This window comes from Streptomyces sp. NPDC059371 (genome assembly GCF_042751995.1).
Taxonomy (GTDB): domain Bacteria; phylum Actinomycetota; class Actinomycetes; order Streptomycetales; family Streptomycetaceae; genus Streptomyces.
In genome coordinates this window covers 1-13,021 of sequence record NZ_JBHYXD010000155.1, presented here as the reverse complement: position 1 = coordinate 13,021, position 13,021 = coordinate 1, and the positions used below count along the sequence as shown (strand labels likewise).

General features: G+C 71.7%; 12 protein-coding genes. 4 read left to right on the top strand and 8 right to left on the bottom strand.

What is annotated here, in order from left to right; genetic code table 11:
• Window positions 1-244: 244 nt before the first annotated feature.
• Together ACFXGX_RS41505 and ACFXGX_RS41500 are read right to left on the bottom strand one after the other, a co-directional pair.
• The gene (locus tag ACFXGX_RS41505; RefSeq protein ID WP_384803113.1) at window positions 245-502 is read right to left on the bottom strand and encodes a hypothetical protein; all 258 of its coding nucleotides are present in this window, start codon (window positions 500-502) and stop codon (window positions 245-247) included.
• Window positions 499-1,128 (bottom strand): DUF6668 family protein, encoded by a 630-nt coding sequence (locus tag ACFXGX_RS41500; RefSeq protein WP_384803110.1) that lies wholly within the window; start codon window positions 1,126-1,128, stop codon window positions 499-501. The genes ACFXGX_RS41505 and ACFXGX_RS41500 overlap by 4 nt, the downstream gene beginning before the upstream one ends.
• Window positions 1,129-1,311: 183 nt before the next feature.
• Here ACFXGX_RS41500 and ACFXGX_RS41495 point away from each other — a divergent pair, with 183 nt between their 5' ends.
• Genes ACFXGX_RS41495 through ACFXGX_RS41485 form a run of 3 tightly spaced genes read left to right on the top strand, consistent with a single transcriptional unit; the run spans window position 1,312 to window position 5,164 of the window.
• Window positions 1,312-2,346: a peptidoglycan DD-metalloendopeptidase family protein gene (locus ACFXGX_RS41495; RefSeq protein ID WP_384803107.1), complete on the top strand. Its 1,035-nt coding sequence runs from the start codon at window positions 1,312-1,314 to the stop codon at window positions 2,344-2,346.
• A 14-nt stretch (window positions 2,347-2,360) separates the two neighbouring features.
• Complete coding sequence (locus ACFXGX_RS41490) at window positions 2,361-3,134, top strand: hypothetical protein (RefSeq protein ID WP_384803104.1); 774 nt, start codon at window positions 2,361-2,363, stop codon at window positions 3,132-3,134.
• Between the two features lie 8 nt (window positions 3,135-3,142).
• A complete protein-coding gene (locus tag ACFXGX_RS41485) occupies window positions 3,143-5,164 on the top strand; it encodes a hypothetical protein (RefSeq protein ID WP_384803101.1) in 2,022 nt (673 codons plus the stop codon).
• Window positions 5,165-5,274: 110 nt separating this feature from the next.
• Here the strand turns inward: ACFXGX_RS41485 and ACFXGX_RS41480 are convergent, their stop codons facing one another.
• The 3 genes from ACFXGX_RS41480 to ACFXGX_RS41470 form a co-directional block, all read right to left on the bottom strand.
• Complete coding sequence (locus tag ACFXGX_RS41480; protein ID WP_384803098.1) at window positions 5,275-5,751, bottom strand: VOC family protein; 477 nt, start codon at window positions 5,749-5,751, stop codon at window positions 5,275-5,277.
• Window positions 5,752-5,932: 181 nt separating this feature from the next.
• Window positions 5,933-6,988 (bottom strand): EamA family transporter RarD, encoded by a 1,056-nt coding sequence (gene rarD / locus ACFXGX_RS41475; protein ID WP_384803095.1) that lies wholly within the window; start codon window positions 6,986-6,988, stop codon window positions 5,933-5,935.
• 372 nt (window positions 6,989-7,360) lie between these two features.
• Window positions 7,361-8,215 carry an SDR family oxidoreductase gene (locus tag ACFXGX_RS41470; protein WP_384803092.1) on the bottom strand — a complete coding sequence of 285 codons (855 nt, stop codon included), beginning with the start codon at window positions 8,213-8,215 and terminating at the stop codon, window positions 7,361-7,363.
• Window positions 8,216-8,344: 129 nt separating this feature from the next.
• On the opposite strand from ACFXGX_RS41470, the gene ACFXGX_RS41465 reads away from it, so the two are divergent.
• Window positions 8,345-8,761, top strand: coding sequence for a winged helix-turn-helix transcriptional regulator (locus ACFXGX_RS41465; RefSeq protein ID WP_384803089.1), 417 nt, complete (start codon window positions 8,345-8,347; stop codon window positions 8,759-8,761).
• Between the two features lie 18 nt (window positions 8,762-8,779).
• Here ACFXGX_RS41465 and ACFXGX_RS41460 read toward each other — a convergent pair whose 3' ends face one another.
• The 3 genes from ACFXGX_RS41460 to ACFXGX_RS41450 form a co-directional block, all read right to left on the bottom strand.
• Entirely contained in the window at window positions 8,780-9,859 is a 1,080-nt protein-coding gene (locus tag ACFXGX_RS41460) for a 2-oxoacid:ferredoxin oxidoreductase subunit beta (RefSeq protein ID WP_384803086.1), read from the bottom strand.
• A complete protein-coding gene (locus tag ACFXGX_RS41455) occupies window positions 9,852-11,795 on the bottom strand; it encodes a 2-oxoacid:acceptor oxidoreductase subunit alpha (RefSeq protein WP_384803084.1) in 1,944 nt (647 codons plus the stop codon). Before ACFXGX_RS41455 ends, ACFXGX_RS41460 begins: the two co-directional genes overlap by 8 nt.
• Window positions 11,796-12,031: 236 nt before the next feature.
• Window positions 12,032-12,691 carry a LuxR C-terminal-related transcriptional regulator gene (locus ACFXGX_RS41450; protein WP_369480904.1) on the bottom strand — a complete coding sequence of 220 codons (660 nt, stop codon included), beginning with the start codon at window positions 12,689-12,691 and terminating at the stop codon, window positions 12,032-12,034.
• Window positions 12,692-13,021 lie beyond the last annotated feature (330 nt).

Below are 13,021 nucleotides of genomic sequence, written 5' to 3'. Positions count from 1 at the left end.
ACGGACCACGGACGACGGACCACGGACGACGGACCACGGACGACGGACCACGGACGACGGACCACGGACGACGGACCACGGACGACGGACCACGGGTGACGTCGACGGGCGACGGACCACGGGTGACGTCGACGGGCGACGGACGACGGGTGACGTCGACGGGCGACGGACGACGGGTGGCGTCCGACGGACCACGGGCGACGGGCTACGGCTGGCGTCCGTCGGATGACGGGTGGCGCGTGGCTCAGAGTACGAAGCCGACGATGGGTCCCGCCGTGGCGCCGATGACGCAGGCGCCCAGCACCATCAGGAACTGGCTCAAGTGCTCCTCGAACTCACCGGACTTGACGGCCAGCGCCATCCGGGAGCCCACCATCATCAGTCCCGCCACACCGGCGGCGGTGACGAGCCAGGCGATGATGCCGAGGACGTAGTCGAGCTGGCCGGTGACCCTCCCGTCCACGGCCAGCGGGGTGGCGGCGAGTGTGTGCAGGGCGGTCATGGCGCGGTCCTTCCCGTCAGGCGGGCCAGGGTGGCGGCCTCGCGCGGCAGCGGCCCGGTGAGGTCACCGGTGCGCCAGGCGGGCATCCACGGCACCCGGTAGACGTCGATGACCGAGTTGACCACCTTGACGCGCTGGGTGAGCTGGCGCGGCAGCCGGCCGGGCGCGTCCGCGACCAGGACGATGGCGTCGAGGTCGAGTCCCGGCGGCGCGTCGCCCCGGCGGAAGATGTCGAGGGTGTGCGACACGGCGTCCAGACCGGCCGCGTGCGTACGCCCGACGAGCAGGACCGAGGCCGGCTCGCCCCGGTCGGGGCGGGGCCAGTCGCGGCCCGCGTCGTGGCCGCCGAAGACGGTGGCGAGCGTGGAGGACCCGGCTCCGCCGTGTGTAGCGATCCAGGAGAACTGCCGTACCCGTACGACGGGTTGATGTTCCTCCTCGTACCGCTGTGGCGACGGCTCCGGTTCCGCGACCGCCCCGCGTATCCATATCTCGGGCCCGTCCGGGCCGCGTTGCTCGTTCCGGTGCGGCACCGTGCCCTCGTTCCCGCGCGGCGGCGCTCCCTCGTTCCCGCGCACGGCAGGACCCTCGTTCGCCCGCATCGCCACCCCCTCGATCCCCTGCATGGGTGCTCTCTCTCTTCGTCCTCTTCGTCGGTGCGACCGATCCTCCCGGCGTCCGGGCGGGTTGGGTAACGGGGCGTGAGTTCCTGGGACGAGCCTGTGACGCCGTGGTGACGCGGGAATCGGGTGGGAACCGAGAGACTCGACTGCATGTACACGACCGGAACATGAGGCTGAGGGGGGCCGATGTCCAACGGGGGCGGATCCACCACGACCTGGGTGGTCGGCGGCTGCCTGGCCGTCGTGATCATGCCGGTGGTCATGATGGTCGCGGTGAGCGGGGCGTCGAGCGAGGAGGATCCGGGGTCGGGCGCGGGCGGGGGACTGAAGGACGGCGCCGTGCCCGCGAGTTACGTTCCGTGGGTGCTCAAGGCGGGCGCCATGTGCGATGTCATCAAGCCGGCGGTCATCGCCGCGCAGATCGAGGCCGAGTCGGGCTGGAACCCCAACGCCCGTTCTCCGGTGGGTGCCGAGGGGCTGTCGCAGTTCATGCCGGGGACCTGGCCGAACTGGGGCAAGGACGACGACGGCAACGGCCGGGCCTCGCCGTTCGATCCCGGTGACGCGATCATGGCGCAGGGCCGTTACGACTGTGCCCTCGCCAAGACGGTCGAGGGCTACAAGAACCGCGGCGAGGCGAGCGGCGAGACCCTCGACCTCGCGCTCGCGGCGTACAACGCGGGACCCGGCGCGGTGCACCAGTACCACGGCATGCCCCCGTACACCGAGACCCGAAACTACGTCGCCCGCATCAAGTCCCTGATACCCAAGTACGAATCGGTGGACGATCCGCCGGGCACGATCCCCGCCGGGCAGCAGATGGCGATGCCGCTCTCCGGCAACCCGCGGGTGACCTCGCCGTTCGGCATGCGCATGCATCCGATCCTGCACGTCTACAAGCTGCACACCGGCATCGACTTCGGCGCCGCGGCCGGTACGCCGTTCAAGGCGGCCCGGGACGGCACGGTCACCTTCGCGGGCTGGTCCAACGGGTACGGCAACCGCGTGGTCATCTCGCACGGGACCATCGACGGCGACCGCATCTCGACGACCTACAACCACATGCGGAGCCTCAGCGTGCACGTCGGCCAGCACGTGCAGGTCGGCCAGAAGGTCGGCGAGGTCGGCTCCACCGGCTACTCGACAGGACCGCACGCGCATTTCGAGGTCCAGCGGAACGGCACGTACGTGGATCCGGCACCCTGGCTGGGACTGAAGTGAGGAGGGAGGCGAGGATGAGGACGACACGGACGGGTACAGCGGTCCGCACCGGGACGCGCGGGAACGTCGCCGCGCTGACGGTCGTGTCCGTGGCCGGGATCCTGGCGTTGACGGGCTGTGGCCTGCGGGACCATCGTGAAGACGTGGGCTCGCCGGGTTCGTCGCCCTCCGCGCTGCCGTCCGTGGCGCCGAAGGCGTCGCTCCCGCCGGGCAGGCCGCTGGGCACGGACGCACACGTGCCGAGCCCGTCGGGCGTCGACGGGACGGACGCGACGGAAGTATCGGAGGCGTGGGCGGAGGTGGCGTACGGCTATGACACGAAGTACGACTACGGTCCCCACGACGCCATACTGCGTTCCGCCCGCTGGTTCACCCCGGCCAAGGCCGCGGCCGAGCGGTCGTACCACCCCGCCAGCGGGGCGGGTGCCGAGTGGAACACCTGGGCCGGCCACCGGGCTTGGACCACGGTGAAGGTGACCCCGGACGACGACGCCGACGGTCCCGCCGACACGGCCGTCCTGGCCTACCGCGCTCTCTACGTGGAGGGCACGGCTCAGGGCCGCGACGGCTGGACGGGTACGGGCCCGCGCGCGAACGTCTACCTCAAGCTCACCCGGGCGAGTGGCGGCCGTCCCTGGCGCGTCGCCGAGGTGACGACCGTGGAAGCGGCCGATCCGCCTCCCTTGCCGTCAGCCTCCGAGGCCGCGGCCGCGGCCTCGCCCTCGACGTCGATGTCGCCCTCGGCCTTGATGATGTTCTCGAACCCGTCCTCGATCACCCCTTCGTGAGGGAACCGATGTCTCGACTCAGCCGCGAACAGAAGCGGGAACTCAAGCGGCAGCGCTCGACGGCCGGTGCCGGGGGGCAGCCGACCGCGGGGATGACGCCGATCGAGGTGCACGTGCCGGCGTCCGCGGACGCTGCCGTGGCGCCGGGTGCTGCGGGTATGCCGGGGGCGGCGGGGGTGCAGGCATGCGCCACGGTCGGCGGGATGCCGGTCGTGGCCGCGCCCGGTGAGACGGTCCAGGGCGCGATCCTGAACTACCTCCACCGCCTCGCCCTCGCCACCGGCCACCCGGTGGCGGCCAGCATCCACGACGAACGCATCGGCTTCGTCGTACCGCTCCAGGTCCACGTCGACGGCTCCAGCCGCTACACGGCAGAGCCGGTCCGCGTGGCACCCCCCGCCCACCCCCGCCCCGAGAGGCGTCCGAACCTCCCGGCCCAGGGGCAGCACCCGCAGGCGCCGGCTTCGGGACAGCGTTCCCGGCCCCAGGCTCCGGAACAGCGTTTCCAGACCCCGGCCCAGGAGCACCGCCCACAGACCCCGGCCCAGGAGCACCGCCCACAGACCCCGGCCCAGGAGCACCGCCCACAGCCGCCGGCCCAGGGGATGCCGCAAGCGCCGGTCCAGGGAGTGCCGCAGCCTCCGGCTCAGCGGCGTCCGGAGGCGGCGGCTCCGCCGCTTCCGTCCGCCCCGGTGTCCGCCGAGGCGCCGGCCGCTCCGCGCCGGGACAAGGCGACGTACCTTCTGCGTGCGGTGCCGGAACCGGACGCGCGACCGATCCCGGGATCGGAGAGCGGGACACCGCCTACCCCGGCGACGACGCCCGAGGCGCCGCCCGCGCCCGCACCGGTGTCCCCGCCCACGGCACCGCCCGCGCCCGTGCCGCAGGCCGGCCCGGAGTTCGCTCCGGAGTCGCGGCCCGCGCCGGTGCGCAGGTCGGAGCCAGCGGTGACCGCCGAGTTCGTGCCGCAGCCGCAGCCGCAGCCGCAGTCCCAGTCCCTGCCGCAGGCACCCTCGGCGTCCGCGCCCGCTCCCGTCCCTGTGGATTCAGGCAGGGGCGCCGGTGCGGGGGCCGGTCCGGCGAGCGGTGGTGCCGTCGCTCCCGCCGCGGGCCCCGCTCCTGCGCCCGCGGCCGAGTCCGCAGTGCCCGGTACTCCCACGCCGTCCACCTTCGTCCTGCGGGCGGTACCGGAACCGAGGCCGTTGCCCGGGGCCGCGTCGACGCGTGTCCTGCGGGCGGTGCCGGAGTCGGCGGCCGCCGAGGTGCCCGCCCCGACGGGGGAGTTCGGACCGGCCCCCGTGACCGGCTCCGTCCCGACGGGGGAGTTCGGCCCGGCCCCGGAGCCGGAGCACGCCCCCGAGCCCAAGGCGACCGCCCCGGAACGGAAGCCCGCCTCCGCGGCGGAGGCCCTGTCGCTGCTGGGCCCGGACCCGGAACCGGATCCCAAGCCCACTCCCGCCCGCGGCTTCGACGCCGTGGCCGAGGCGGTGCTCGCCCCGAGTCCTCAGGGGCCGGCCCCGGAACGGGACGCCGCGGCGGCATTCCTCGCCGAGCCCGTCGCGCGGATCAACGAGGCCGTGAAGATGGGCCGTATCGAGTCCGCCGCGGGGATGGCCGAGCGTGCCGTCGCGGAGGCGGCGCAGTCGCTGGGCCAGGAACACCCCGAGGTGCTGAAGCTGCGCGAGCTGACCGCGTACATCGCCTACCTGGCAGGTGACGCGCTCAGGTCGTTCCATCTGTCGCTGGACCTCGCGAGGGTCCGCCGGCGCCACCGGGACGCGGGGGGCGCCTACGGCAACGTCCAGAGCGCGGCGGCCGCGTGGCGTGCCGTCCGCGATCCCCTCCAGGGACTGCACCTCGGGCGGGACCTGATCGGACTGTGGACCGAGCTCGCGGCCGACGACGGTCCCGCCGCCGACGACCTCGAGCAACTCGAATCGGCCCGCACCCGCATGGTCCGCCTCGCGGAACGCGCCCGCCTCGCGGCGGACAACCCGTACGCCCGGACGCCCCGAGCACACGGCGAGTGAGGAGAGGCGGGCCCGGGGCGGGTTGTCCCGGCTGCCCGGCGCGCGGCTGCCCGGCACCCTGGTGCCGGGCGCCCGGCTGTCCGGCTGTCCAGCCGACCAGGCCACCGGACTCAGTGGACGCAGAACTCGTTCCCCTCGGGGTCCGTCATCACGACCCACTCGCCCGCGGGTTCCTTCACCTCGCGCAGCACCTCGGCGCCCAGCGACTTCAGACGCTCGACCTCGTCGGCGCGGCGCCCCTCGCCGGGGTGCAGGTCGAGGTGGAGCCGGTTCTTCTGCGTCTTGGGCTCGGGCACCCGCTGGAAGAGCAGGCGCCGCCCGAGGCCGGTGCCGCGTTCCTTGTCGTACGGGTCCTCGGGATGCCGTACGGCGATCAGGTCCCGGAAGGCCGGGCGGCCGTGGAAGTCGACGGTGGCGTCGGCCGGCAGGGCACCGAGGCTCAGCAACTGCTCGATCAGGGCGCTGTTGTCCTCGACCGTGTAACCGAGCGCGGCGGACCAGAAGTCGGCCTGTGCGTGCGGTTCGGCGGCGTCGATGACGAGCTTCCAGTGGACGGGTGCGGGCGCGGGCGCGGGATTCGGCGTCATGAACCCACTCATAGTGGCTGCCCGGCCACACGGGCAAGGTCACTCGCCGGACGGGCGACGTCACTCGCCGGACGGGCGAGGTCGGTCGCCGGACCGCCCTCATGTCGTACGAGCCGGGCCCGACCTCACCTCGTACGCGGACAAGCCACTCCGGCTCACCCCCGGCGCGGCCGCCCGTGCGTCACGAGGTGCCGCGTGAACCCGTCCGACCGGCGGAGCCGACGGTACCGGCGGCCATCCCCGCGGCCTCGGTCGCGGTACCCGCGGCGACGGCGGCGACAGCGGCGACCTCGGCGGAAGGTCCCGCGACCTCCGTCGCGAGGGCCGATTCCCGCAGGGCCCGCGCCCCCTGCCGCGCGTTCCGCAGCGCGTCGAACGTCAGGAGCGACAGTGCGAGCCACACCAGCGCGAACCCGGCCCACCGCTCGGCCGGCATGGCCTCGTGGAAGTAGAAGATGCCGAGCAGGAACTGGAACACGGGCGCCATGTACTGGAGCAGGCCCAGGGTGGACAGCGGCACGCGGATCGCGGCGGCGCCGAAACAGATCAGGGGGATCGCGGTGACCACACCGGTCGCCGCGAGCAGCGCGCCGTGCCCCGGCCCCTGAGCGGCGAACGTCGCGTCGCCCCGCGAGCCCAGCCACAGCAGATACGCGAGCGCCGGCAGGAACTGGATCGCGGTCTCGGCGGCGAGCGACTCCAGGCCGCCGAGGTTGACCTTCTTCTTCACCAGGCCGTACGTGGCGAAGGAGAAGGCGAGGCAGAGGGAGATCCACGGCGGGCGGCCGTAGCCGATCGTCAGGACGAGGACGGCCGCGGCGCCGACACCCACGGCGGTCCACTGCACCGGCCGCAGCCGTTCCTTGAGGAGCAGCACGCCCATCGCGATGGTGACCAGGGGGTTGATGAAGTAGCCGAGCGAGGCCTCGACCACGTGCCCGGAGTTGACCGCCCAGATGTAGACGCCCCAGTTGACGGTGATGACCGCCGCCGCGACCGTGATCAGCGCGAGTTTGCGCGGCTGCCGCAGCAGCTCGCCCGCCCAGGCCCAGCGCCGCATCACCAGCAGCAGCACCCCGACCACCCCGAGGGACCACACCATCCGGTGGGCGAGGATCTCGATGGCTCCGGCGGGCTTCAGCAGCGGCCAGAAGAGGGGGACGAGCCCCCACATCCCGTATGCCGCGAAGCCGTTCAGCAGACCTGTGCGCTGCTCGCCTCTCGACTTCCCGGCCACCGGCGTCTCCTTCTCCCACGGTCTCGGACGTCTGTCGCGTCCCGTGCCCGGAGCTCCCGTGCGGTCGGGGAACTTCCGTGCAGCATGAAAGAAGGTAGCGCCGCAGACCCCAGCCTGTCATGCCCGTATCGCCATACGGTCATGACAGGCGAGGTGCGCGGGACGGGCGCCGGCGCCCGCGAGGGCCGATGTCCGGGAAGGCCGCCCGGCGTCCGGCCGGTGGTCCCCGTCAGGCGCCCGGTCGGCGCCCACCCGGTCCTCGTCAGGCGTCCGCCCGGCTCCCGCTCGGCGTCCGCCCGGCCCCCGTCCGGACTCGGCCCGGACTCAGCCCTTCGGTCGCCCCTTCGGTTGCTTCGTCGGTCGCCCCCCGACTCAGCCCTTCAGCGCCGCCGCCACCGCCTCGGCGATCGGCGTGGTGGGGCGGCCCGTGAGCCGGGACAGGTCGCCGGAGGTGGCGGCGAGCTCGCCCTTCTCGATGGAGACGTCGACGCCCGCCAGGATCCCGGCGAAGACCTCGGGCAGCCCGGCGCCGGTCAGGATCGAGGTGAAGGCCTCGGGGGAGACGGAGTTGTAGACGATCTCCTTGCCGGTCTGCCGGCTCAGCTCGGCGGCGTACTCGGCGAAGCCCCACGCCTCGTCGCCGCTCAGCTCGTACGTCTTGTTCTCGTGCCCCTCGCCGGTCAGCACCGCGACCGCGGCGGCCGCGTAGTCGGCGCGCGAGGCGGAGGCGATGCGGCCCTCGCCGGCGGCCTGGACGACGGCGTCGTGCGCGAGCACCGGGGCGAGGTTCTCGGTGTAGTTCTCGTGGTACCAGCCGTTGCGCAGCAGCGTGTAGGGGACTCCGGAGGCGAGCAGGACGTCCTCGGTGGCGCGGTGGTCGTCGACCAGCGCGGCCGTCAGGCTGCCGGGGGCGCTGGTGTAGGCGAGCAGCGAGACTCCGGCCGCCCCGGCCGCGTCGATGACGACCCGGTGCTGCCCGACACGGCCCTTGTCGAACTCGTTGCCCGAGATCAGCAGCACCTTGTCACCGGCCGCGAACAGGCCGTCGAAGGTCTCGGGGGTGTTGTAGTCGGCGACCGCGAGCCGCACGCCGCGGGCCGCGAGGTCGGCGGCCTTGGACTCGTCCCGCACGACGGCGGTGATCTCCTCGGCGGGGAGCTTCTCCAGCAACTGCTCGACCACGTGACGGCCGAGGTGTCCGGTGGCTCCGGTGACGACGATGCTCATGGCGTACATCTCCTTGTGGGGTGCGGATGTCACTCACCCTAGGAGCTGCACTAACTGTTGGAAAGTACCCACCTTGAAGTAAGGTGCCCACCTCTAGGTAAGGTACCAACCCTCAAGTAAGGTGTTGGCATGGCCGTAAGCAGCGTGAAGGCAGCGGACGGGTACGACGCCGACGAGGCGATGTGCCCCCACCGTCTGGTCCTGGAACACGTCACCAGCCGCTGGGGCGTCCTCGTCCTGATCGAGCTCCTGGAGCGTTCGTACCGCTTCAGCGAGCTGCGCCGGGCGATCGGCAGGGTCGGGAAGGGCGTCAGCGAGAAGATGCTCACCCAGACCCTCCAGACCCTGGAGCGCGACGGGCTCGTCCACCGTGACGCCAAGCCGGTCATCCCGCCGCGCGTCGACTACTCCCTGACCGACCTGGGTCGCGAGGCCGCCGAGCAGGTGCGGTCGCTGGCGCTGTGGACCAGTGAGCGCATGGCCGATGTCGAGCGGGCCCGCGGCGCGTACGACGAGGCCCGGGGACGCGGGCCCCGGGCCTCGTAGAACCGCCTGCGGACGGATTCAGCCGACGACCGTCCAGGTGTCGCCGCCGGCGAGGAGCGCGGCGAGGTCGCCCTTGCCGTTCTGCTCGATGGCGGCGTCGAGCTGGTCGGCCATCTGTGTGTCGTAGACCGGCCGGTCGGCCGAGCGGAACACCCCGATCGGGGTGTGGTGCAGGGTGTCGGGGTCGGCGAGCCGGGACAGCGCGAACGCGGTGGTCGGCGACGCGGTGTGCGCGTCGTGGACCAGGACGTCGGCCTCGTTCTCCGGGGTCACGGTGACGACCTGGAGGTCGCCGGTGCGCGGGTCGCGGACCACGCCGCGGGAGCCGTCGGCCCCGAAGCGGATGGGCTGGCCGTGCTCCAGGCGGATCACCGCCTCCTCCGCGGACTGTCTGTCCTTGAGGACCTCGAAGGCGCCGTCGTTGAAGATGTTGCAGTTCTGGTAGATCTCCACCAGGGCGGTGCCGGGGTGGGCGACGGCCTGGCGCAGCACGTCGGTGAGGTGCTTGCGGTCGGAGTCCACGGTCCGGGCCACGAAGGAGGCCTCGGCGCCGATCGCCAGCGACACCGGGTTGAAGGGGGCGTCCAGGGAGCCCATCGGCGTCGACTTGGTGATCTTGCCGACCTCGGAGGTCGGGGAGTACTGGCCCTTGGTAAGGCCGTAGATCCGGTTGTTGAAGAGCAGGATCTTCAGGTTCACGTTGCGGCGCAGGGCGTGGATGAGGTGGTTGCCGCCGATGGACAGGGCGTCGCCGTCGCCGGTGACGACCCATACGGACAGGTCGCGGCGCGAGGAGGCGAGGCCCGTCGCGATGGCGGGCGCGCGGCCGTGGATGGAGTGCATCCCGTAGGTGTTCATGTAGTACGGGAAACGGGACGAGCAGCCGATGCCCGAGACGAAGACGATGTTCTCCTTCGCCAGGCCGAGTTCGGGCATGAAGCCCTGGACGGCGGCGAGGATCGCGTAGTCACCGCAGCCGGGGCACCAGCGCACTTCCTGATCGGACTTGAAGTCCTTCATGGACTGCCTGGCGTCGGCCTTGGGGACCAGGGAAAGCGCCTCGATCGTGCCCGGGCCTTCCGTTGACGTGTCAGCCATCGATGGCCTCCTTGAGAGCTGTGGCGAGCTGCTCAGCCTTGAAGGGCATGCCGTTGACCTGGTTGTACGAGTGCGCGTCCACCAGATACCTGGCCCGTACGAGGGTGGCGAGCTGACCGAGGTTCATCTCGGGGATCACCACCTTGTCGTAACGCCTGAGCACCGCGCCCAGATTCCGCGGGAAGGGGTTGAGGTGGCGCAGATGCGCCTGCGCGATGTGCTCCCCGGCGGTACGCAGCCGGCGGACCGCCGCGGTGATCGGCCCGTACGTCGAACCCCAGCCCAGGACAAGGGTGGTGGCCGCCGTGTCGGTGCCCGCGGTGGGGTCGTCGACCTCGAGGTCCGGGACGTCGATGCCGTCGATCTTGGCCTGCCGGGTGCGGACCATGAAGTCGTGGTTGGCGGGGTCGTACGAGATGTTGCCGCTGCCGTCCTGCTTCTCGATGCCGCCGATACGGTGTTCGAGCCCGGGAGTTCCGGGGACGGCCCAGGGACGGGCGAGGGTCCCCGGGTCGCGCTTGTACGGCCAGAAGACCTCGCTGCCGTCCTCCAGCGTGTGGTTCGGTCCCTGGGCGAACTGCACGCGCAGGTCCGGGAGTTCGTCGGTCTCCGGGATGCGCCACGGCTCGGAGCCGTTGGCCAGATAGCCGTCCGACAGCAGCAGGACGGGCGTCCGGTACGTCAGTGCGATCCGGGCCGCCTCCAACGCCGCGTCGAAACAGTCGGCCGGCGTCCGCGGCGCGACGATCGGCACCGGGGCCTCGCCGTTGCGCCCGTACATCGCCTGGAGCAGGTCGGCCTGCTCGGTCTTGGTGGGCAGGCCCGTCGAGGGACCGCCGCGCTGGATGTCGATGACGAGCAGGGGCAGTTCGAGGGAGACGGCGAGTCCGATCGTCTCCGACTTCAGCGCCACACCGGGACCGGACGTCGTCGTCACGGCGAGCGAGCCGCCGAACGCCGCGCCCAGCGCCGCGCCGATGCCCGCGATCTCGTCCTCGGCCTGGAAGGTGCGCACTCCGAAGTTCTTGTGCTTGCTCAGCTCATGCAGGATGTCGGAGGCCGGGGTGATGGGATAAGAGCCCAGATACAGCGGCAGATCGGCCTGCCGGGAGGCGGCGACCAGACCGTACGACAGGGCGAGGTTCCCGGAGATGTTCCGGTAGGTGCCGGTCGGAAAGGCCTTCGACGCCGGCGCGACCTCGTAGGAGACCGCGAAGTCCTCTGTCGTCTCACCGAAGTTCCAGCCGGCCCGGAACGCGGCGAGGTTGGCGGCCGCGATGTCGGGCTTCTTGGCGAACTTCGTCCGCAGGAACTTCTCGGTGCCTTCGGTCGGCCGGTGGTACATCCACGACAACAGGCCCAGCGCGAACATGTTCTTGGAGCGCTCGGCCTCCTTGCGGGAGAGCTCGAAGTCCTTCAGCGCCTCGACGGTCATCGCCGTGAGCGGGACGGGGTGGACGTTGTAGCCGTCCAGCGAGCCGTCCTCCAGCGGGCTGGTCGCGTAGCCGACCTTCTGCATCGCCCGTTTGGTGAACTCGTCCGTGTTGACGATGATCTCGGCTCCGCGCGGCACGTCGGCGATGTTCGCCTTCAGGGCCGCCGGGTTCATGGCCACGAGGACGTTGGGCGCGTCGCCCGGCGTGAGGATGTCGTGGTCGGCGAAATGCAGTTGGAAGGACGAAACGCCCGGCAGTGTGCCTGCGGGCGCGCGGATCTCGGCGGGGAAGTTCGGCAGGGTCGAGAGGTCGTTGCCGAAGGAGGCAGTCTCCGAGGTGAAGCGATCGCCGGCGAGTTGCATACCGTCACCGGAGTCCCCCGCGAACCGGATGATGACCCGGTCGAGCCGGCGGACGTCCTTCGCCCCCGGCGGTTTGCGCTGTTCTCCTACGACGGCTTCGTCGGCCTGTTCCGTTGGGCTGCTGACCTTGCTCGTCACTGAACTGGACCTCCTTTGAGGCGGCTGTCCGGGAGTGGCCTTCCCGCAGACCCTTCCTTTTTCAACCCTACGTCGGTAAGGGTCGCCTTCCTTAGGCCATTCGCATGATGGACGCTGTTGTGAGACGTCCTGACATACTGATGTGTCACGATTTTTCCCGCCCCTGGCCCCTTCCTCGAATGACGTTCCCCGCTCGCCCTTTGGTTCTGCTCGACAACTGACAGACTGTCAGGTCGTCATGAGTTCAGGTATGTGAGGACGGCCAGAACACGCCGATGATCCCCATCACTTTGTGACAAGCCGAGTTTCTGGAAGATGTTGCTGACGTGCTTCTCGACGGCGCCGTCGCTGACCACCAGCTGACGGGCGACGGCGGAGTTCGTCCGGCCCTCGGCCATGAGCCCGAGCACCTCGCGCTCCCTCGGCGTCAGCCCGGCCAGCACGTCCTGCTTGCGGCTGCGGCCCAGCAACTGCGCCACGACCTCCGGGTCGAGCGCGGTACCTCCCTGGGCCACCCGCACCACCGCGTCCACGAACTCGCGCACCTCGGCGACCCGGTCCTTGAGCAGGTAGCCGACGCCACGGCTCGAACCGGCCAGCAGTTCGGTGGCGTACCGCTCCTCCACGTACTGCGACAGCACGAGCACACCGAGTCCCGGATGTGCCTTGCGCAGTTGCACGGCCGCCCGCACACCTTCGTCGGTGTGCGTCGGCGGCATCCGTACGTCCGCGACGACCACGTCCGGCAGCGCGTCCTGCGCCGCGAACTCGGTGATGGTCTTGATCAGCGCTTCGCCGTCCCCGACCCCTGCCACGACATCATGCCCCCGGTCGGTCAGCAACCGGGTCAGGCCCTCCCTGAGCAGCACTGAATCCTCGGCGATGACGACCCGCACCCTGTCCTCCACGATTACTCGGCCCCCCAGAGCCCGCCCCCGGCCGCCCCCGGCTCCACCGGGTTCGTGCCCACTCGTACGACAGACCCCAGCATTCCAGCATTCGGATCCGGATGCGCCCGGGCGGCGCGAAGAGGAGCGGCCGCTACCCCGGTGGGGTACGCGGATGATCCGGCCGCACCCCGGTGGGGTACGCGGGGCGGCACGGACCCCACAGCCCCGGGGGGGGCCGGCGGCGCGGCGCCCGGCGGCCGCCCCCCGCCGGCCGGGCGCCCCTCCACCCCCCCCCCCCCCCCCCCCCCCACCAGCGGGAGCGGCCCGCGCGCGCGG

Coding starts and splice junctions, on each gene's coding strand:
- ACFXGX_RS41505 (WP_384803113.1), bottom strand. CDS start 502: ATGACCGCCCTGCACACACTCGCCGCCACCCCGCTGGCCGTGGACGGG.
- ACFXGX_RS41500 (WP_384803110.1), bottom strand. CDS start 1,128: ATGCAGGGGATCGAGGGGGTGGCGATGCGGGCGAACGAGGGTCCTGCC.
- ACFXGX_RS41495 (WP_384803107.1), top strand. CDS start 1,312: ATGTCCAACGGGGGCGGATCCACCACGACCTGGGTGGTCGGCGGCTGC.
- ACFXGX_RS41490 (WP_384803104.1), top strand. CDS start 2,361: ATGAGGACGACACGGACGGGTACAGCGGTCCGCACCGGGACGCGCGGG.
- ACFXGX_RS41485 (WP_384803101.1), top strand. CDS start 3,143: ATGTCTCGACTCAGCCGCGAACAGAAGCGGGAACTCAAGCGGCAGCGC.
- ACFXGX_RS41480 (WP_384803098.1), bottom strand. CDS start 5,751: ATGACGCCGAATCCCGCGCCCGCGCCCGCACCCGTCCACTGGAAGCTC.
- ACFXGX_RS41470 (WP_384803092.1), bottom strand. CDS start 8,215: ATGAGCATCGTCGTCACCGGAGCCACCGGACACCTCGGCCGTCACGTG.
- ACFXGX_RS41465 (WP_384803089.1), top strand. CDS start 8,345: ATGGCCGTAAGCAGCGTGAAGGCAGCGGACGGGTACGACGCCGACGAG.
- ACFXGX_RS41460 (WP_384803086.1), bottom strand. CDS start 9,859: ATGGCTGACACGTCAACGGAAGGCCCGGGCACGATCGAGGCGCTTTCC.